General features: G+C 54.6%; 11 protein-coding genes. 6 read left to right on the forward strand and 5 right to left on the reverse strand.

What is annotated here, in order from left to right; all coding sequences use genetic code 11:
- Nucleotides 1–128 precede the first annotated feature (128 nt).
- Together nrdJ and AC2IAX_RS02965 are read left to right on the forward strand one after the other, a co-directional pair.
- Complete coding sequence (nrdJ, locus tag AC2IAX_RS02960; protein WP_494390264.1) at nucleotides 129–4,538, forward strand: ribonucleoside-triphosphate reductase, adenosylcobalamin-dependent; 4,410 nt, start codon at nucleotides 129–131, stop codon at nucleotides 4,536–4,538.
- A 119-nt stretch (nucleotides 4,539–4,657) separates the two neighbouring features.
- The gene (locus tag AC2IAX_RS02965; protein WP_494389256.1) at nucleotides 4,658–6,418 is read left to right on the forward strand and encodes a tetratricopeptide repeat protein; all 1,761 of its coding nucleotides are present in this window, start codon (nucleotides 4,658–4,660) and stop codon (nucleotides 6,416–6,418) included.
- Between the two features lie 208 nt (nucleotides 6,419–6,626).
- Here AC2IAX_RS02965 and AC2IAX_RS02970 read toward each other — a convergent pair whose 3' ends face one another.
- Both AC2IAX_RS02970 and AC2IAX_RS02975 read right to left on the reverse strand, forming a co-directional pair.
- Entirely contained in the window at nucleotides 6,627–8,264 is a 1,638-nt protein-coding gene (locus AC2IAX_RS02970; RefSeq protein ID WP_494389257.1) for an acetolactate synthase large subunit, read from the reverse strand.
- A gap of 219 nt (nucleotides 8,265–8,483) precedes the next feature.
- Nucleotides 8,484–9,875: an NAD-dependent succinate-semialdehyde dehydrogenase gene (locus AC2IAX_RS02975; protein WP_494389258.1), complete on the reverse strand. Its 1,392-nt coding sequence runs from the start codon at nucleotides 9,873–9,875 to the stop codon at nucleotides 8,484–8,486.
- A gap of 650 nt (nucleotides 9,876–10,525) precedes the next feature.
- On the opposite strand from AC2IAX_RS02975, the gene AC2IAX_RS02980 reads away from it, so the two are divergent.
- A complete protein-coding gene (locus AC2IAX_RS02980; protein ID WP_494389259.1) occupies nucleotides 10,526–13,573 on the forward strand; it encodes a CHAT domain-containing protein in 3,048 nt (1,015 codons plus the stop codon).
- A 168-nt stretch (nucleotides 13,574–13,741) separates the two neighbouring features.
- Complete coding sequence (locus tag AC2IAX_RS02985) at nucleotides 13,742–14,008, forward strand: hypothetical protein (protein ID WP_494389260.1); 267 nt, start codon at nucleotides 13,742–13,744, stop codon at nucleotides 14,006–14,008.
- 381 nt (nucleotides 14,009–14,389) lie between these two features.
- On the opposite strand, the gene speA is transcribed toward AC2IAX_RS02985, so the two are convergent.
- The gene (gene speA, locus AC2IAX_RS02990; protein WP_494389261.1) at nucleotides 14,390–16,537 is read right to left on the reverse strand and encodes a biosynthetic arginine decarboxylase; all 2,148 of its coding nucleotides are present in this window, start codon (nucleotides 16,535–16,537) and stop codon (nucleotides 14,390–14,392) included.
- 323 nt (nucleotides 16,538–16,860) lie between these two features.
- On the opposite strand from speA, the gene ndk reads away from it, so the two are divergent.
- On the forward strand, nucleotides 16,861–17,310 hold the full coding sequence (ndk, locus tag AC2IAX_RS02995; protein ID WP_099533180.1) for a nucleoside-diphosphate kinase: 450 nt from the start codon (nucleotides 16,861–16,863) through the stop codon (nucleotides 17,308–17,310).
- A gap of 174 nt (nucleotides 17,311–17,484) precedes the next feature.
- Here ndk and AC2IAX_RS03000 read toward each other — a convergent pair whose 3' ends face one another.
- Nucleotides 17,485–18,468, reverse strand: a complete 984-nt coding sequence (locus tag AC2IAX_RS03000; RefSeq protein WP_494389262.1) for a retropepsin-like aspartic protease family protein — start codon at nucleotides 18,466–18,468, stop codon at nucleotides 17,485–17,487.
- A 407-nt stretch (nucleotides 18,469–18,875) separates the two neighbouring features.
- On the opposite strand from AC2IAX_RS03000, the gene carA reads away from it, so the two are divergent.
- Nucleotides 18,876–20,057, forward strand: coding sequence for a glutamine-hydrolyzing carbamoyl-phosphate synthase small subunit (gene carA / locus AC2IAX_RS03005; protein ID WP_494389263.1), 1,182 nt, complete (start codon nucleotides 18,876–18,878; stop codon nucleotides 20,055–20,057).
- A gap of 365 nt (nucleotides 20,058–20,422) precedes the next feature.
- Here the strand turns inward: carA and acsF are convergent, their stop codons facing one another.
- The gene (gene acsF, locus AC2IAX_RS03010) at nucleotides 20,423–21,484 is read right to left on the reverse strand and encodes a magnesium-protoporphyrin IX monomethyl ester (oxidative) cyclase (protein WP_494389264.1); all 1,062 of its coding nucleotides are present in this window, start codon (nucleotides 21,482–21,484) and stop codon (nucleotides 20,423–20,425) included.
- Nucleotides 21,485–21,550: the final 66 nt, after the last annotated feature.

The following is a 21,550-nucleotide window of genomic DNA, read 5'->3' on the forward strand; positions in this document are numbered from 1 at the left end:
AATCATTTGCAAGTCACCCAGATTTGGTGTTTATTGGATCGGCTGGTCATCGATCAACGCTACATGTTGCGTTGATCGATGACCAGCGGTCTTTCGTGTCGTCTCAACTGTTGTTCACAGCCAATCCCATGGTGCAAGAACTGAACCGCGCTCAGCAGCAACCCGTCGATTTCCCTGACCACGCCCCCACCGCCTACCCGGTGTTTTACCGCACCTACAGCCGTCGGATGGACGGGGAGCGGGAATCGTGGCAGCAAACGACCGATCGCACCCTGCGCGGCTTGGTCAAGTTGGGCAATCTTTCCGATCAGGAAGCGAGCCTGCTCGATCGAATGCAGAAGCGGATTGTGGCGCTGCCGTCCGGGCGTTGGCTGTGGGTTGGGGGCACGGACTGGCTCGAAAACCCGCAAAACTTTTCAGGAGCCTACAACTGCACCAGCACCAATGTCATCGACTGGAAAGCCTTCGGGCTGATGATGGACTTGGCAATGATGGGCTGTGGCACGGGCGGCGTGCTGGAACCGCGCTACATTGAACAACTCCCGCCAGTGCGCAACTCAATCACCGTGACGGTGACGGGCGAGCTGGGTACGGTTCCGGTGGGTCAACGCTTGCAGGAAACAACGGTGGATATCGTTGGCAACGCGGTGCGTGTGGTGGTGGGCGACAGTCGCCAGGGCTGGGTGAAGTCTTACCAAACCTTGCTGGATCTGTGCAGCGATGAGCGCTTTGATGGCGAAGTGCAAGTGGCGATCGACCTCAGCAACGTGCGGCCGGCTGGGGAAACGCTCCGGGGCTTCGGCGGCGTGGCTAACCCGATCAAGCTGCCGGAACTCTACGATCGGGTGACTCGCATCTTGAACCGGGCGATCGGTCGGCAACTCACCTCGGTGGAATGCTGCTTACTTATCGACGAAGCGGCTGTCACAATTGTTGCAGGCAACATAAGAAGAAGTGCCGGAATGCGGCAATTCAACAGCAATGATGAACTGGGAGCCAAAGCCAAGGATAACTTATGGCAGCAAGATGAGTCGGGCAATTGGCGAATTGATCCCGATCGCGACTCACTTCGGATGGCGAATCATACCCGTGTTTTTCATCGCAAACCAACAGAAACGGAGTGTATTGACGCGGTTCGCAAGCAGTTCTATTCCGGTGAAGGTGCCATTCAATGGGCCGGCGAGGCGATCGCCCGCAGCAATGCCGATTTGATCTCTGGAACCGATGAAAAGAGAGCGTTTATTGCTGCTTTTCAGGAACAGAAGGGTGCAGAGTGGCTGAAAGCAAAGTCACCAGAAATTGATGAGCGAGAATCTGCCCATCGTCTACAACGCTATGGCTTGAATCCTTGCATCACGGCTGATACCTGGGTACATACAGAATTTGGCCCGTGCCAGGTCAAGGAGCTGATTGGTCAACAGCATGGAACCTATGTCAATGGCGAGCTTTTCAGCACGACGGCAGAAGGCTTTTTCTACACAGGCGATAAACCAGTCTTCAAAGTAACCACTCGCGAAGGGTTGTCGCTGCGACTGACTGCAAACCACCAACTCTTGCGCGTGAGTGCTCAAACTCAAAAACGGCAGTATTTGGAATGGACTGCTGTTGAAGATTTGCAACCGGGCGATCGCCTCTCTATTCATAATCACCGTGATATTCAACCCTGGTCGGGTCACGGGACTTCTGATGAAGGCTGGTTGCTCGGAAACCTGGTTGGCGATGGCTCCCTCGCAGAAACAAGCTGGAGCGATCAAGGAATTCTGCGTTTTTGGGGTGATTCGCAACAGGAAATGGCTGAATATGCTGTGGCAACGCTCCAGAAAACGGTTGCCTGTGGCGCGAACTTGGCTGGCTCCTATCATCCCCATCATCACCTACATCAAATTGCTTCGAGTGGCTTGGCGGCCCTAGCCGATCGCTTTGGAATTCATCGACGCGAAAAATGGGTGACGGGTGAAATTGAGCGATCGAGCTATGAGTTTCACTGCGGCTTCTTGCGGGGACTATTTGATGCTGATGGCAGTGTTCAAGGCACTCAGCAAAAAGGCATTAGCGTCCGCTTAGCCCAAAGTAACTTGGCAACCCTAGAAGCCGTTCAGCGGATGTTGCTGCGGATTGGCATTGTTTCAACGATCTATCAAAATCGTCGGCCAGCCGGTGTCCGTTTGATGCCCGATTCTGATCGCAACTTGGCTCCTTACTTCTGCCAAGCGCAACATGAATTGGTGATTGCCAATGACAACCTCACGGAGTTTCGTGATCGGGTCGGCTTCCGGCAACCAGAGAAACAAGCCAAGCTCAACGAGCTATTAAGTCACTACAAGCGCAAGCTGAATCGCGATCGCTTCAGTGTCACGATCGCTGAAATCGCACCTGACGGAATTGAAGCAGTTTATGACTGTACAGTTCCTGGCCCATCACGATTTGATGCGAATGGCTTCGTGGCTCACAACTGTGGTGAAATCCTAGGCGCTGATTTCCACTGTGTTGCCGGGAATACGCTGCTGATTACCCGGGATGGACTGCATGAAATTCAGTCCTTGGTGGGGCAATCCGTGGAAGTTTGGAATGGACGGCGCTGGAGTTCTGTCACGCCGATTTTAACCGGTCGCGATCGCGCACTCTTCCGAGTTCATTTTGCGGATGGCACGCATTTGGATGTGACGGAAGGCCACCGATTCTTTGTCAAAGATCGCTTTGGCAAAGACTATCAAGAACGGACAACGGCCGAATTGATCGACCAGTTGCCGAACCTGAAATACGCCATCCATACGGAACCTTTCCAAATTGACCATCGGGATGGTGAGGCGATCGATCCGATTTGGGCCTACACCCTCGGGCAATTGGTTGGGGATGGTTCTCTGTGCCAATCCCATGGCAAGCCCCAACTGCAACTGCGGCTCTATGGAGTCAAGAGCTACCAGAAGGAATTGGCGATCGCGGGTCGCACATCGGGTCAACCTCGGTTCTATGCGGAAAACCCCGACACCCCCTGCTTGCTCTACACCGGCTTTGATCGAGAATTTGATCCGGAGCAGGTGCGGAACCTGAAGCAGACCGCTGAACCCTTTGAGGCGATCGCCCGCTGGAATCGTGAGGCCATTCTGCACTTCATTGCGGGTTTGATTGATGCGGATGGTTCCCTAACGGCGACCGGTGGCGTTCGCCTCTACCTCTCGGGCTACGATCGCGCCTATCGGATCTATCTGTTGTTGCTGAAATGCGGCATTCGCTCTTCCATCAACCTGATGGCCCGGGCGGAAGAAACGACTAACCTAGGTGTTCGTCAGAAAGATTTGTGGTATTTGCAAATCACCGACTGTGCCGCCATTCCTTGCCAGCGAGTAGATACCAGCCGTGGTCATCAACCGGCCGCTAAGGGGAAATGGCAGGTGATTCGCTCGATCGAACCGTTGGATGGTCGCCACGACACCTTCTGTTTCAATGAGCCAGAGTTCCACAAGGGCGTTTTTGGTGGCACTTTGACCGGCCAGTGCAACCTGAGCGAAATTCACCTCAATCAAATTGATCCGAAAGATTACAAAACCCAAGAGGATGCTTTCAAGGCTGGGGCCTTGTCGGTAGCGGGTTTGCTCAACCATCGGTTCCAAGAAGAGCGCTACCAATACAGTCGGTCGATTGACCCGATCGTGGGTGTTTCCTTCACCGGTTTGTTCGATTTCTTTGTGCAAGCCTTTGGGGTCGATTGGTTGCGCTGGTGGGAAGCGGGTCGCCCGGACAGCGTGCAAGGTTTGGAATTTAAAGACCAGGAGCGGCAATACCTCAGCCGTTGGCGGGAAATTGTCCATCAAACGGTTTGGGATTACTGCGATCGCCATGGTCTGCGCCGGCCCAATCGCTGCACGACGGTGCAACCCTCGGGCACAAAATCGCTGTTGACGGGGGCTTCACCCGGTTGGCACCCACCCAAGGCTGCGCGGTTCATTCGGCGGATCACGTTCCGCAAAAACGACCCGGTGGCGCTGGCTTGCCTGGACTATGGCTACAGTATTGTGCCGTCCCAGTCCGATAAGGATGAAAATGGCAATTTGCTGAATGATCCGTTTGATCCGCGCTGCACTGAGTGGCTGGTGGAAATTCCGGTGGCGGTGTCTTGGGCGGACTTGCCGGGGGCGGACACGATCGCGATCGAGCAGTTCAGCGCTCTGGCTCAGTTTGACTTCTACATGCAGGTGCAAACCCACTACACCACCCACAACACCAGCGCCACGATCGAGCTGCGGGAACCGGAAATCGAACTCCTGGGCCGGCGGATCTATCAGGCCATCCAAAACGACGAGGGCTACATCTCAGCGGCGTTGCTGGCCCGGTTTGACGATCTGCAAACCTTCCCCCGGTTGCCCTTTGAGCCAATTTCGCGGGAAACCTATCAGGAAATGTACGATGCGGCGCTCCAGCGGCGGCGGATCAGCAGTTTCCACGAGGCCCTGCGGCGCTATGACAAGGGCGAAATGGCGGAAGCGGGCCCGGCGGGCTGCGATTCGGACAAGTGCCTGCTGCCAGAAACGAAGGGCTAGGGCCGGGGGCGATCGCACCGGTTGGAGCTGGGGCCTATCATGATCAGCCCAAATGGCTGATTTTCAGCGCCCCGGCCATCCTAGACTAAAATCTGTCTTGGGTTGGTTTTGGGGTGATTTTGAGTTCGATCATTGCGAAATGGCGCGATCGGTTGTGCCACACACCGAATGCTGCTGAGTTCTATCAGCAATTAGCGATGGATTTGTGGGCCGCCGGTCAACTGGCCGCAGCCGATCGCGCCTTGGCCCAAGCATTGAAATTAGCTCCCGATCGCGCCAGTTTTTGGGTGCAGCGATCGGCCCTGGCCCACCAATTGGGAAACATTCAACGAGCTGCAACCGATCAGTGGCGGGCCCTGGAACTTGACCCGCAATTGGTGAGCAGTCGTGACTATTTGCAATTGGGCAATCAACTGGCCCAGCAGGGAAAATTAGCCCAAGCTCACCAGTGCTATGAATGGGCGATCGTCCAAGATCACCAATGCTGGGAAGCCTATTTCAACTGCGGTTGGATTGCTCAAAAAAGCCAGGATTTTGCGGCAGAAGTTCAAGCCTATCAACGGGCGATCGCTCAGGGCTGTCCCGATGTAAGACTGCCCGATCGATTGGCCCAAGCCTGGGCCCGACTCGGCAAAGCGGCCTATCTCGATCGAGCCTATAAACCATCAATTCAGGCCTATCAAAATGCCCTGAGCCTGAATTCCCAACAAGCCAGCTACTGGAGTGATTTGGGTTGTGCTTTAACCGCAGTGGGGCAATGGTCTGAGGCAGAAACAGCGCACCAAAAAGCAATTGCTCTCGATCCTCAAGCTGCCAATTATCATTACAATCTAGGAAATTTTTATTGGAAAAAGGCTGATTATTTGCAAGCAATTTCAGCCTTTCAGAATGCGATTCAATGCAATATTCACGATGCTAAAAGTCATTGGAATCTAAGTCATATTCTCTTGGCGCTGGGACGACTCACCGAAGGATTTCGCGAATATGAGTGGCGCTGGGCAACGGTGCAACCACCGCCGGAATTATCCCATCCCCAATGGCAAGGAGAATCACTACATGGCCGCACCATTCTCTTGCAAGCAGAACAAGGGTTAGGAGATTCTTTGCAATTCATTCGCTATGCGGATTTGTTAGCAAGCTGGGGAGCAAGGGTTTGGTTTAGTGGCCCTGCCGTTTTGCATCGGCTTTTTGCCCAATTGCCCGCCATCGATCGGGTCTTACCTGTATTGGAACCAGGGCAAATTCTTCCCGGCGTAGACTATCGATCGCCCCTCTTGAGTTTGCCCCACCAATGCAAGACCGATTGGGCAACAATTCCCAACCAAATTCCCTACCTAACCGTTGATCCTGCCTGGCCACTGCCGCCACCTTTCAAGAAATTACCCGCAAAACCCAAAAAGATTGGCATCGTTTGGGCGAGTGGCTATCGAATGGAAGATGAACTGCATGATATCTATCTGGATAAGTCCCTACCTTGCGAACTTCTGCTGAAGGCTTTGCAGGAATTTCCAGTGATGCTTTATAGCTTACAAGTTGGAAAAAATGCTCAGGATTATCAACCTTCGATGGGGCAATTTCCAGATTTCAATTTGGTGGATTGTAGCCCTTGGATTCAGGACTTTGCGGATACGGCGGCCATTTGTCAGCAGCTTGATTTGTTGATCTCGGTGGACACTTCGGTGGTGCATTTAGCAGGTGGGTTGGGCAAGTCCACTTGGGTGTTGTTGCCGGCCCGCTGTGATTGGCGGTGGCTGCTCGATCGCCCCGATTCTCCTTGGTATCCCACCATGCGGCTATTTCGACAAGCAAAACCGGGCGATTGGTCAGAACCCTTGCAGCAGGTGCGATCGGCCCTGAGCAATTGGCTCACCACATCCTAATAGCGCGGATGCCTTAATTCACTGGATCAAATTACATGACTATTACCGTCACCTGATCGTTGAGCAGCAAGGGGCTTAAGCCCCTTGTTACCACGACTGACTCCGCAACTTTGACCCAATGCATTAAGCCTGTCACACTACTGGATTCTGATTATGGTGATCGCCTTGAGTTAAAGATTAAGTCAAAGAGTGGAGACGAAATTACAGGTTAGATCGGACAGTGTAAATTGCCGGATTTTTGAGAAAATTTGAAATTTTCCTGATAGTCCACGGGGCAATCAATCACAGCAGGTACAGAGTCTGCCAAGGCCTGTTTCAAAATCGGCATCAAGTCATCATTGGACTCCACTCGATAGCCTTTTAGTCCCATACTTTCGGCAAACTTCACGAAATCAGGATTACCGAATTTGACATAGTGTGATCGCCCAAAAGCATCCTGCTGTTTCCACTCAATCAGTCCATAGCCGCTGTCATTGAAAACCAACGTGACAAAGGGCGTGCCAATGCGCAGGGCTGTTTCTAATTCCTGGCAATTCATCAAAAATCCACCATCACCAGTCACGGCCAAAACCTTGCGATCGGGATAAACCAGCTTGGCAGCGACGGCTCCCGGGATCGCAATGCCCATGGCTGCAAACCCATTGGAAATGAGGCAAGTGTTGGGGCGATCGCAGTGGTAATTCCGCGCAATCCACATCTTGTGGGCCCCCACATCGGAAATCAAAATATCTTCGGGGGCCAGCACTTGCCGAATGTCATAAACAATCTTTTGGGGCTTAATCGGAAACGCCCGATCGCCCGCGTATTGTTCATAATCTTCGCGAATTTCAGCCCGCAATTGCACCGCAAAGGGTTCCGGCTGATGGGAGCGATCGGTGCGTCGCAACAGCTCCAACAGTGAATCAGAAATATCGCCAACAACTTCCACTTGGGGGATGTAGCTACTATCAATTTCAGCGGGCATTGCCCCCACATGGATAATTGGAATTGAGCCGTGAGGATTCCAGCGTTTTGGGGAATATTCCACCAAGTCATAGCCGATCGCAATGATCAAGTCGGCAGCTTCAAACGCACAGGTAATAAAGTCTCGTTTCTGGAGTCCCGTTGTCCACAAAGCCAAGGGATGGGTGTAGGGAATAATGCCCTTGCCCATAAAGGTGTTGACCACCGGAATGTGCAATTGGGTGGCAAACTCGGTAACCGCTTGATCGGCCCGGGCCCGAATGGCTCCATTGCCAGCCAAAATCAGGGGATTTTTCGCTTTGGCAATCAGGTTTGCGGCTGAATTGAGGGCACTGAAGGAAGCAAAGGTTTTTTCATTCTGATCCGTGGCCAAGGGTTTGCCTTCTACGGCCATGGCAGCAATATTTTCTGGCAAGTCAATATAAACAGCGCCGGGTTTTTCGCTTTGGGCCCGTTTGAAGGCTTTGCGAATAATTTCCGGAGTGTTGCTGGGGCGAACAACTTGGCTGCTCCACTTGGTAATTGGGGCAAAAATTGACACCAAATCCAGATATTGATGGGATTCAATATGCATTCGATCGGTGCCCACTTGTCCCGCGATCGCCACGACCGGTGACCCATCCAAATTGGCATCGGCCACACCGGTAATCAGGTTGGTGGCTCCGGGGCCCAAGGTGGATAAACAAACCCCAGCTTTGCCGGTTAAGCGACCATAAACATCAGCCATGAAAGCAGCTCCCTGTTCATGGCGGGTGGTGATGAATTGAATTGAAGATTGGCTGATGGCTTCTAACAAGTGGAGATTTTCTTCTCCAGGCAGTCCAAAAATATATTGCACGCCTTCGTTTTCAAGACATTTGACCAATAATTCTGCGGTATTCATAGATCAAGTTCCGGGAGCGTCAATGGTGGTTGGTTAAACAGATAAATTCCTGAAGGATGAAAGTATCTGTGGGTAATAGCAAGGTACAGATAGTCGTAGGAGCAAGGGGCTGAAGTCCCTTGTTTCCGTTGATGTTCAAATACCTAATGAACCCAAACGGTACAGGTAGTCGTAGGAGCAAGGGGCTTAAGCCCCTTGTCTTCTTCGATGTTCAAATGCCTAGTGAACCCAAACGGTTTTGGCGTTCATAAATTCCAACATGCCCTGACGAGCCAGTTCGCGACCATAGCCGGAACGTTTGATGCCGCCAAAGGGCAATCGCGGATCCGATTTCACCAGGCTATTCACAAACACAGCACCCGCTTGTAGTTGTTGAATTCCTTGCTCAATTTCTGAAGAATCCGTAGTCCAAATGCTGGCCCCCAAGCCGAAGGGCGTGTTGTTGGCTAGGGCGATCGCCTGGTCGAGGGTTTCGGTGTGAAATAGGAGGGCAACGGGGCCAAAGAATTCCTCTTGGGCGATCGGGGCGTTGGGGGGCAAGTCCGCCAGCAGGGTTGGGGGATAGAAGTGCCCACCTTGCAGGGAGGGCGGCAGGCGATCGAGCAAGGCGGCCCGATCGCCCCCAACCACCACCCGGGCCCCGGTAGAGATCGCCCGGTTCACCTGGTCTGCCAACTCCTCCAGAATTTGGGCCGTGGCCAGGGGGCCGAGTTGGGTTGCGCGATCGCCCGGATCGCCAACCACCAACTGAGCAAAGGCTTGGGCAACGGCCGCTTCAAAGGCCGGCCCGATCGATCCCACGGTGATGAATCGCTTGGCGGCGATGCAGGTTTGGCCGTTGTTCAGCATTCGAGACGCGACGGCCGTGGCCACCGCTTGCTCAAAATCGGCACTGGGGCAAACGATCAGCGGATCGCTGCCGCCCAACTCCAACAGGGTTTTTTTGAGGTGGGTTCCGCAATGGCTCGCCAGGGCGCTGCCTGCCCCTTCGCTGCCGGTGAGGGTGGCCGCCGCGATTCGCGGATCCGCCACCAGGGCCGCCACCCGATCGCTCCCAATCAGCAAGGTTTGGAAGATGCCCGCCGGAAACCCTCCCGCCAAAAATAAGTCCTCTAGCTTTTGGGCCACCTGCGGCACATTGGACGCATGTTTCAGCAGGGCCCCATTGCCGGCCATCAGGGCCGGAGCAGCAAAGCGAAACACTTGCCAATAGGGAAAATTCCAAGGCATGACGGCCAAAACGATGCCCAAGGGTTGATACCGAATAAAGCTGCGATGAGCATCGGTTTCAACCATTTCATCCGCTAAGAATTCGGCTGCTCGATCGGCATAAAAACGACAAACGGCGGCGCATTTTTGCACTTCCCCGATCGCTGCGGTTAGGGGTTTTCCCATTTCCAAAACAGCCAGCCGGGCGAGGGCTTCGCAGTCCGTTTCCAGGCGATCGGCCACTTGGTTTAACCAGGCTGCTCGTTGGGCGATCGGGACAGTTTGGTAAGCCTGAAAGGCGCGATCGGCTAAATCCAGTTTGGCGGCTAATGCCTGATCCGTGAGCGGTTCAAAACGTTGAACCCACTGCCCGGTTGTGGGATTGACAGTTGCAATGGCCACTGGACACCTCCTACTTCGTCCATGTCCCATCAGAACCGATTCTGCACTGACCCAAAATCGCTTAAGGATTGATCAAGTACCAATTCTGTTCTGAGTTAAAGTGAGTTAAAGATTGATTGAAGTATTTGTTAAAAGTCAATTAGTGATGAGCTAATCATGCCAAAACAGCGTTGAAGCAATAGCCAAAAACCAACGATTGAGAACCGATCAATAATGATTGAAAAAATAATTAAAGAAACGATTGAAAAGTTAATGGCCAGTCATTGCTGATCCATTTCTCATCGAATACCTATTCCTATCCTAGATGGGTTTTGGGGTCTAATTCTCAGTATTTCGCCAAAACTGTGTAACCTTATACAAAACTACATCATGCCAAGTGACCCTGGCCGCTGATTGGTCACTGATTGGCCAAACGATTGCCCATTGGGATGCAGTGCTTTGCGATGGTCGGAAGCCTATCTTGAGCGGCTGAAGCGAAAGGTCGTTGTCTTGAATTGTCGCTCTTGAATTGCCGCTGTTTTTTGGATTAAGACTGTGCTGAGTTGCGCGTAACCTAATCGTTCTGCCGAGGTCGATTCAACCTTGCCTGCGATTAACTGCCGCGTCACTGGTTTCTCAGCTCTCCTCTTAGTAACCCAAGGACAACTCCCATGGCAACTTGGCTCCATCGCTCTGGTAATCGGTTGCTGGTGCTGCTGTTGTGGGGAAGTTGTTTGGGGAGCGGGGGCGATCGCGCCTGGGCCTTTAATCCCGAGCATTTGCGCCAATTGTTTGCCACCAATCAATGCGAGGGCTGTGATCTGTCGGGGGCGGATCTCAGTGGCCAACGGATGAGCTATGCCAACCTGAGCGGGGCCGATTTGCGGGGCGCGAACTTATCGGGGGCCAATCTGAAGTCGGTTTTGGCTTGGCGTGCCAACTTGGCCGGGGCTAACTTGACGGGAGCCAATTTGGAAGATGCCACCCTGTCGAGGGCGAATTTGCAGGGGGTGAATTTGCGATCAGCCATCCTGGAGGATTGCGATCTAGATGGCACGGATTTGGCGGGGGTTGACCTCAGCGGCGTGGACTTGTCCAGAGTCAGTTTCAACGGAGCGAACCTGACAGAGGCAAAGTTGATGGGAGCCGATTTGTCTTGGGCGGAGTTAAACCGGGCGAATTTGACCAATGCTGATCTAACGGGGGCAATTCTGTTTGGGGCCGATTTGAATGGGGCGAATTTGACCGGAGCCAAGCTGGACGGAGCCAACATCGATGGGGCCGAAATGGCGGGGGTGATTGGCTACGGTGGCCCGCTGCCCAAGGAGGGGCCGGCAATTCTGATTCAGGAGCAACCAAATTCGGCGGAGGGCGATCGCCTGTTGGAGCAGGGCGTGAACCTGTTGGGCCAAGGTCGGTTGCCGGAAGCCCAGACCACCTGGGAACAAGCCCTGGGAATTTATCGGCGCGATCGGGATGGGGCGGGCGCGGCGGTGACCATGGCCCAGTTGGCTATGGTCACCTTTCAGCGGGGGCAATTGGATCAGGCGATCGATTGGGGATTCCAGGCGCTGAACCTGGCGCGGCAGGAGCGATCGGCCAGTGCGGAATCGGTAGCCTTGGGGATCATTGGCAATGTTCACTATGAACGGGCAGATTATCTGAAAGCCCTGGAGTTTTATCAACAACGGTTACAGGCTTCCGCTGGTGGCCCCTTTTACCATGCGGCTTTGATCGATCGCGCCAAGGGGGCGATCGCCATTGGCGACTATGCCACCGGAATGCTCGACAGCTTGGAGGTGCTCAACGATCCGCTGCAAACGGCCACACCCGTTCGGCGCTTAGGAGCCTTGATCACCATGGTGCAAGGCCTGATCGGTGCGGGAGACTATGCCCAGGCTCGCCGCTACCTGAACGAAGCCCGCCAAGACCTGAAAGGGGTCAGCAATCGGCTGTGGGAGCCGGAGTTTTGGCAACTGAGCAGCGCCCTTGACCTGAACCAAGGCAACTTTACAGCGGCGATCGCAGCGGCAGAACAGGCCTGGGAAATTGCCCCCAGCCCCCGATTGAAATATGCGGCCCAGCGCTCGATCGGCCTGGCCCAAGCGGCCCAAGGCAACTGGGGCGCGGCCATCAAATCCTATGAAGCGGCGCTGAACATTGCCCAAACGGTGAACGATCGACGGGGCCGCGTGGAGGTGCTCAGTGATTTGGGGTTGGCTCTACACCAATCCGGCGATTTGAACCGAGCAGCCAGCGTCCTCACCCAAGCGAGCGAAGGTTGGGATGAGCTGGTGCAAACCTTCATTGGCGAGGATTATTTCAAGGTGGGGTTCATGGAGCTGCAAACTCAAGTCAATCAACGGCTTCAGGATGTGTACTTGGCTCAAAACCGCCCGGAACAGGCCCTGGTGGTGTCAGAACAGGGGCGATCACGCGTGTTTTTGGACTTGATGATGGGGAAATTGGCTGCCCAAGGTCGTTTGGCTAACCCCGATTCCGCTGTGTCGGTGGAAAGCATCCAGGCCACAGCCCGATCGCAGCGGGCCACCCTGGTGATCTACGCGGTTCAGCAAGAGGACAGCACGACCTATTGCAGCATCTACAGCAAGTCCTGCCAATTAACCACCGCCAAGCCCCAAACCAGCGCCCTCAACCCGCCGCCACCGGACAAGGTGAATATTTGGGTGGTGTCGCCCGAGGGACAAATTCACTTTCGGCGCGGCCAGTTACCCCAGGCCGAAAACCAGCCTCATCCCGTTCCCTTGAACGATTTGGTGAGCCGCAGCCGCAGCAAGGTGACCTTTCAACAGTTGCCCAGCCTGCGCCAACTCCATAGCCTGTTGATTGAACCGATCGTCGATCTGTTGCCCAAGGAGCCGAGCGATCGGGTGGTGTTTATTCCCCAAGGCACGCTGTTTTTAGTGCCCTTTGCGGCCCTGCGCAATGCCGATGGCCAATACCTGATCCAAAATCACACCCTGTCGGTCTCTCCTTCCATTCGCGTGTTGGCCCTGGCCAGCAGCCAACTGCCCCCACTATCGGCGGGACAACCCCAACCCCTGCGCGGCCCGGCTTTGGTGGTGGGTAACCCGACCATGCCCCAAATTCCCGATCGCAACTTGGGCGACCAGGAGCGCTCCTTGGCCCCCTTGCCGGGAGCCAGCTTGGAGGCCCGGGCGATCGCCCAATTGCTGAACACTCAGCCCCTGGAGGGCGCAGCGGCCACCGAAACCGCCGTCACCGCCCGGATGGAAGAATCCCAAATTATTCACCTTGCCACCCATGGCCTGCTGGATGACTACTTCGGCGAGGGGGTCATTCCGGCGGTTCCGGGGGCTTTGGCGTTGGCTCCCAGCCCCAATCCGGAAGGGGATGACCAAGATGGATTCCTGACCACCGAGGAAATCTTGAACCTGAAGCTAAAGGCGCAGTTGGTGGTGCTGAGTGCCTGCGATACGGGACGGGGGCGACTCACTAGCGATGGGGCGATCGGGCTGTCGCGGGCGTTTATTGTGGCGGGTGCGCCCAGCACGGTTGTTTCCCTTTGGGCAGTGCCGGATCAGCCCACTTCGGAGTTGATGTTGACGTTCTACCGGGAATTTTTGAAGTCGGGCGATCGGGCCGCGGCCCTGCGGGCGGCCATGCTGGATACCCAACAGCGTCACCCGGATCCGGTGAATTGGGCGGCCTTTTCCCTGGTGGGGGCAGCCCGTTAGGGATCGACGGGAAAACAGGCGATCGCGATTGAATCTGTAACGTTCTTCATGGGAAAGCAGGCGACCTCATGGGCATCTGTAACGTTCTTCAACGGAACATTGACAGGTCTGATGACAATTCCGTAGCTTTGGATACAGAAAAAGACTGGTCTTTTAAGCTGGGCGTTGATGTCCAAAGGAGTTGAGGCCATGCAACTGAGCGATCGCGTCACCCGTTCCTACAGCCCCACAACTTGGACGGCCGCGGCTAACCTTGCCCGCCCTCAGGAGCGCTGCTGGGTTGATCTGCTCTGGTTGCCGAATGATACCTGCCACGATCGGGCGCTGTTGCTTTGTGAGCATGAGGATGAAGCCTGGACGGTCTGGATTCCTGGCCATGGCGAAATGGTGATTGCTCGATCGCAAATGGGCCCGATCGTCTGCGAAGCGGCCTAGGCGCACGGCCAAAATCTTGCATTGTTCCTCGATTCATTCGCCCCAAACGTAATCATTCGCCCAGATCACCCGCCTAAAGGCCAAACCCTAGAGGCGCAACCATCCCAGACAAGGGGTTTAAACCCCTTGCCCCTACGACTTTGCAGCGGCCGTGATTTGGCTCCGGCGAAGACTTTCAGTAAAAACTTCGGGCCAAGATTCTTGGTAGAAACTGCCGACCAAAACGGTGGACAAACGGCTGTTACTGCCGCTTGGCCACCATCTTGATGAGCACCGTCATGAGTCACGGGGGAGTCAGAGGCACGAATCGGGGAACCGGAGCCAGATCGAGTTCAGCTCCCCGCAACGCCGCCCCTGAAAACTCTGATCCAACTAATCCAACTAAGGCGCGAGGTAGGTATAGCCCTGAAGGCTGCGCTCATAGTTTTGTAGCAGCAGTTGCGACTCCCGCAAGGAAATATGTTTTTCCTGCATGGCTTGCTCCGCTTGCCGGCGCATACTTTCCACCAAATCCTCCGGCTCGTATTGCACGTAGCTGAGGGCTTCCTTCATGGTGTCACCCCTCACCACATGCTCAATGCGGTAGCCCTTGGGGGTGAGGTGGATATGAACGGTGTTGGTGTCGCCAAACAGATTGTGCAAACTGCCCATAATTTCCTGATAAGCGCCATTTAGGAACATGCCCAGGTAGTAGGGTTCATATTCCCGATCTCCATAGGACTCCTGTTGACTGGGATCAACCGGCTTTAGGGCGTGCAGTTCCAACACGTTTTTCACGTCGCGCAAATCGATGAATTGGTCGATTTTGCCGTCGCTGTCGCAGGTGAGATCCGCCAAAATTCCCCGCTCGGTGGGTTCCTCATCGAGGCGGTGGATCGGCGCGATCGGGAAAAGTTGCCCGATCGCCCAAGTATCCGGGGCCGACTGAAACACCGACATATTGATGTAGTAAATCGACGACATCATCTGTTCTAGGTATTCCAAATCATCGGGCACATAATCTTCCTTGCGGACAATTTCCCGAATCTTGGTGCAGCAAGCCCAATACAACCGCTCAATTTTGGCGCGATCGGTCAGGCTCAAATAACCAAAACTAAACAGGCTCAAGGCCTCATCCCGAGTTTGCGTTGCATCGTGGAACATCTCTTGATAGTTGTCCCGATCGATCAACGAATAGGTTTCGTAGAGGCTCTTGAGGGCTGCGTGGTCTTCCGGTTCCGAGGGTTGCGGCTCCGTGAAAGCCATTTGGCTCACACTCAACACATCAAACACCAACACCGACTGGTGCGAAGCCACCGCCCGCCCGCTCTCGCTAATGAGGGTGGGAACCTTCACCCCTCGCGACGAACAGGTATCATTCACCGCCGCCACAATGTCATCGGCGTAATTTTGCAGCGTGTAGTTGGTGGAAGCGTGGAAATTCGTCTTGGAACCGTCATAGTCGATCCCCAAGCCGCCTCCCACATCCAGGTATTGCATCCCCGCACCCAGTTCATGCAGTTCCACATAAATCTGGCTGGCTTCGCGGATCGCATCCTTAATCACACTGATTGAGGAGATCTGAGAACCAATGTGGAAATGCAGCAACTGCAAACAGTCGAGCATATCCGCTTGGCGCAGTTGATCCACCGCGCCCAGAATTTCCGGAATCGTCAGGCCAAATTTTGCCCGATCGCCCGCCGAATCTCCCCAGCGGCCCACGCCCTTCGCATTCAGCTTGGCCCGGACACCCAAAATCGGCTTGATGCCTAACCGTTGACTGGCGGAGATGGCCAGTTTCACCTCTTCCACCTGCTCCAGCACAATGACGGGCGTTTTGCCCAAGCGCTGGGCCAAGATTGCCGTTTCGATATATTCCCGATCCTTGTAGCCATTGCAAATCAGCATGGCTCCCGGGGTGGTCAACATCGCCAGGGCGATCATCAATTCTGGCTTTGACCCGGCTTCCAGCCCAAATTGATAGGGCTGGCCAAATTCCACCAGGTCTTCAATCAAGTGGCGCTGCTGGTTGCACTTGACGGGGAACACGCCCTTATAGCCCCCGGCGTATTTGTACTTGGCGATCGCCTTAGCAAAAACCGCCGTGAGCCGTTCAATGCGATCGGCCAAAATATCCGTGAACCGAATCAACAGAGGCAAACCCAAATTTCGCTGCTTGAGCGCTTCAACGAGTTCGTGCAAGTCGATCGCCCCGCCGCGCTCCGCTTTTGGCGAAACCGTCACGTGACCCGCCGCATTAATCGAAAAATACGGCTCACCCCATGCCCGAATGCGATAGGTGGCTTCGCTGTCCTCGATCGTCCAGGGACGTTCCCCGGTCACGCTATTTGTTTTTTGTGCCAATTCCGTTAAACCCTGAATTGCCGTGCGTGCATCGGCCCGCATTCCGCGCTTGCGTCGTCCGCCCCGGTCACTGCGGGCTGATTCTTCCGTTTCCTTTGCAGTAACCGACCCGTCCACCATTGGACTTTCGGCCTGGGCGATCGTCGATTCCGCCGTGGCAGTCTCGACCGTCAAATCGATCCCCATTTTTCGTCAACCTCCAGACGACAGTCCAGCTAGCAGCGGGTCTGCTTGATTGATAATGACCGGCAATGACCGGACTAAGATAAACCAGCTTCTCAGTGTATCCTAATTCCAATCAAAAGGGCGGCAATCCCGGTGGGGTAAGGATTCGGTTAACTTTTGGTTATACCCCCGCAGCCCTAGGGCGACCTGTGAAGTCATCCGCAAAGCCCTAATCGACAGTCCCGGCGATCGATCCTGACCAAACTGGCCCATTTTTTTGCACTATTAGAAGGGCAAAAATTTCCCGCCCCTATTATTTTTCCCTTTCTTGAGGAGTGCAAGTCGTGGAACGTACGTTTATTGCCATCAAACCCGATGGCGTGCAGCGCGGTCTGATTGGTGAAATCATCAAGCGTTTTGAAGTCAAAGGCTTCACCCTCGTGGGTCTCAAGCTGCTGAACGTGAGCCGCGAGCTAGCTGAAGAGCACTACTCGGTACATCGCGAGCGCCCCTTCTTTGCTGGCTTGGTGGAATTCATCACCTCCGGCCCCGTGGTGGCGATGGTGTGGGAAGGTGACGGCGTGGTGGCATCGGCCCGCCAAATCATTGGGGCCACCAACCCCCTGACCGCCAATCCGGGCACAATCCGGGGTGACTTTGGGGTCAACATTGGCCGCAACCTGATCCATGGTTCCGATGCAGTGGAAACGGCCCAGCGCGAAATCGCATTGTGGTTCAAGGATGAGGAGCTGGCCAACTGGTCTCCGACGATCAGCAAGTGGCTGTACGAATAGGATCGTTCACTAACCCTCGCCACTTGCGAGATTGGGGCGCGTCCTCAAATTCGATTCATGAAAACTCGATTCAATGGGGCTGGGATATGTGGATCTGCTCAATGTAGATCTGCTCACCCCCATGATCTTGGGCAAGGGGCTTCAGCCCCTTGTCTTTGTTGATTTTTGGGTCTTTTAGCCGCGACTGTGGAACTCGATTTGATTGCCCCGAATGATCAGGTCATAGCCACCGAAAAAGTTTTGACCCAATAGCCCAATTTCCAAGGCCGGTGCAACGCCCACTTCTAGGTTGCTGACCGACAGGCCTTCCACTTGCACGGTGTCAATGCGGGCCAAGTCCATGGTGACACGGCGATCGCTCGGGGTTGAAACCAAAATCTTGTCGTGGGGCCGAATGCCGAGGGCTGACAGCATTTTGCTGGTGATCACGGTGGCGCTGGCTCCGGTGTCCAACATCATGGGAAATTTGCGCCCGTTGAAGGTCACTTCAATGACGGGAATGCCACTGACCCGCTGAATGATGGGGATGGTGGCGATGACGGGCCCGGAACTGGCAACGGTGCTGTTTGGGCTGTCGCTGCTGGTTTCTGGCGCGGGCAGGTTGGAGCTGGTGTCAGGGTTGCCGCTGGGGCTGCTGACGGGGATGGGGGTGGCGGCGGCTCCCGGTTGGGTTCCGCCGTTGTTGCTTGGGGTGGTGTTACTGGCGGGGGCGCTCAGGGGTTGGGCAGCAATGGTGGCAGGGGGTTGGGCGATCGGCTGGCGCGATCGCTCCCGGGCATAGGCCAAGTTGCTGCGGTATTCCTGGATTTTGGCTTGGGCCTGGGCATATTGGGCACTTTGGGGCGGTACTGATTGCAGCACCACGATCGCCTCTTGCCAACGGGACATGACATATTGCCAATCCGCTGGGATGTAGGCCGATTGGGTGAGCTTTGCTGCGCCATAGCCCAAGTCCAGGGCCTTTTGGAAGGTGGCGGCTCCGTCGATCACCGGGGTGGGCGTGGTGGGTACTTGGGGCTTCGCGGCGATCGGGGCGGGGGCGCTTTCGTTGGTTTCGGCGGGCGCGGCGGTCGGGGCAGAGCCAAGGGGCAGCGCCTCACAACCGGCCAGGGCGATCGCCCCTAGCCCAATCCAGGTTGCCCACAGTTGCTTCCACATGGCTTTGATTCTTGGTTTGAAGGTTAACGGCAACGTTGACTGCAAAAAAGCCCCTTAATTTGGGGGGTGGGTCGGGAAAATCAGCCCTTGACATCTTGATCGATCGAACAGGCAACAACCCCTGAGAGGATGTCTGAAAAGTGTCTTTTGGCACGGGCAATGCACCAATAGTCGTGGGGGCAAGGGGCTTAAGCCCCTTGTCTTCGTCGATCAATGAGGCGTGCAGAGTATTGATTTTGGCTTTTCAGACATCCTCTGAGACTGACCTTTCCCCAATATTTTTTCCTAGGTTTCCCAAAATCCTATAGAAAACTGTCGAATTTGATAGCACTCGCGGGCCAGAAATGATTCTATATAGACTTGATTTTATGCCCACTTCATCGACTGCTGCACAGGCATTGCTCACCATGTCTTCAACTTCCGATCGCCCAGCGCTTTTAGTCTTGGCCGATGGCAGCGCCTATTTGGGTCGCAGCTTCGGAGCCACCGGCACAACCGTTGGCGAAGTCGTCTTTAACACCGGCATGACTGGCTATCAGGAGGTGCTGACCGATCCGAGCTATTGCGGCCAGATTGTGCTGTTCACCTATCCGGAGTTGGGCAACGTTGGCATCAACCCGGAAGATGAGGAGTCCGATCGCCCCTATGTGTGCGGGGCGATCGCCCGCAACGTGTCTCGCCGGCCGAGCAACTGGCGATCGACCGAGGCCCTGCCGGACTACATGGCCCGCCATGATATTCCAGGGATCTACGGGGTTGATACTCGGGCGATCGTCCGCAAAATTCGGGCCGTGGGGGCCATGAACGGGGCAATTTCCACGGAAATTTTGGATCCAGCAGATCTGCTGCGGTTGGTGCAACAAACCCCGAGCATGGCGGGCTTGAACCTGGTGAAGGAAGTCACCACGGCGGAAATTTACGAGTGGACGGAAGGAACCCAACCGGAATGGGAATTTAACCCGGCGACGGAGGCGGCCAAGGCCACCACGGGTGATCAGCCGTTGACGGTGGTGGCGCTGGATTTTGGTGTGAAGCGGAATATTCTGCGCCGGTTGGCGAGTTTTGGTTGCCGCATCATTGTGGTGCCCGCCAGCACCCCGATCGACACCATTTTGGGATTCAATCCCGATGGGATTTTTCTCTCGAACGGCCCCGGCGACCCGTCCGCTGTCACCGAAGGTATTGAAACGGTGCAACAACTGGTGAATGCCAACAAGCCCATGTTTGGCATTTGCATGGGTCACCAAATTTTGGGTTTGGCCCTGGGAGCCGAAACCTTCAAGCTCAAGTTTGGTCACCGCGGCCTGAACCAACCGGCCGGCTTTGCGGGGCAGCAGGTGGAAATTACCAGCCAAAACCACAGCTTCGCTATTTCCGATGGTTCCCTAACGGAAGGGGAGGTGGAAGTGACGCATTTGAACCTGAACGATCGAACGATCGCGGGCTTGCGCCACCGCCAATTGCCGCTGTTTTCGGTGCAATATCACCCAGAAGCTAGCCCCGGCCCCCACGATGCCGATTATCTGTTTGAAAAATTCGTGCGATCGATGCAAGATGCCCGCCGCACTCGATCGACCGTTCCGGCCTAGGCAACTGGGATCGTGTTTGGGCAATCAATCCCAATCGACAGGAACTCAAGCACGCTAACCCAACAAATCTAAGGTAGGGGCGCACTGATGTGCGCCCTAAATTGATCGTTTTATTTACTATTCTCGTGCAGAAATTTCAAATTCTTCCATAAAAAAAGGGGCCGAAGCCCCTCAACCACCAAAATTCCACCAAAGATTTAGAGAACTTGACCAGTTAACGATCGCTCTCATGCTTCATGCTTTGAAAATGATCATCAAGCATCAAAGTCGATCGCAGCACCGGCCGAGGAAAGCACTCAATCGCGGACAATTCAGCGTGGGTCACTGAGTTAAAAACCTAGTTAGCAACTCAGCTAGCACCTCAGTTAGCGAACGGTTCCCCGTAGCGCTTCCGCATCCACTCCCGGTAACAGGAACAGACGCAGCAAATGCCCAAAAATTTGCACCTGAATCGGGAGCTTCTTCAGGGACTTTAACCACTTGGGCTGTGGTGACTTCTCGATCGTACTCATCTGCTGATTCAGATCAGAACATTGATGGAGCCGATCGAGAAATTCTGGATGATCCACATTCAAAACGGAGGGGAAAGCCCGCGCCGCCGTTTCGTTGGTTTTGCGAATCACTTCCGCATCAAAATCCGTGGGATCGATGCCTAGGGTGTGATAAAAATTCGCGCGCTCATGTACCGTCAGGGTGTGGGTTGCAAACACCGTCAGCAGGAAAAAGCGGCTCCAGAGGCGCGATTGCCAGGTTTGCCACAGGCTGGGCTGCGATCGCAGGAGGGCCTTGAAGATATCTCCATGGCGATTTTCATCCTGACACCAAGGTTCAAAGTATTTGAACAGTGGATAAAACTGATTTTCGGGATGAGCAGCCAAGTGGCGATGAATCAGAATATAGCGCCAGTAGCCAATTTTTTCAGACAAATAAACCGTGTAGATCACCCACTCGATCGGGAAGAAGGTGTACTGACGATTCTTGGTTAAATGTCCCAAATCCAAAGTACGGCCAAAATCTCCCATGGCCTTGTTCAGAAATCCCGCATGGCGAGCCTCATCCCGCGCCATTAATTGGAACATTTCCGCCAACAACGGGCTGCGTTGCTTCACGCGGCGCGACAGTTCCTTAAAGAGTAAAAACCCCGAAAATTCAGAAACGCACGATCGCTCCAGGTAGTCAATAAACGCCTGCCGAGCCTCACCCGTAATGTGATCCCAGGACTGATTAAACGATTGATCGCGCACAAAGTGATCGCGATTGTAGTCCGCGCGCATTTCCGCCAACATCGCTTCTAGTTCCGTTGCTTGGGCTGACAAATCCAGGCCCGCCGCCACCTCAAAATTTGTGGTGTAAAAGCGTGGTGTCAGGAGATTTTCTTGAATTGCGACCTGCTTGGCGATCGCGGGTTTTGCCAATGAATCAACCATGGTTAAAGATCGAAGATCAGAAATTAAGGACTGAACCAAAACGGAACGAAGACTAAACAAAAGCTC

This window comes from Limnothrix sp. HT2024 (assembly GCF_059138625.1).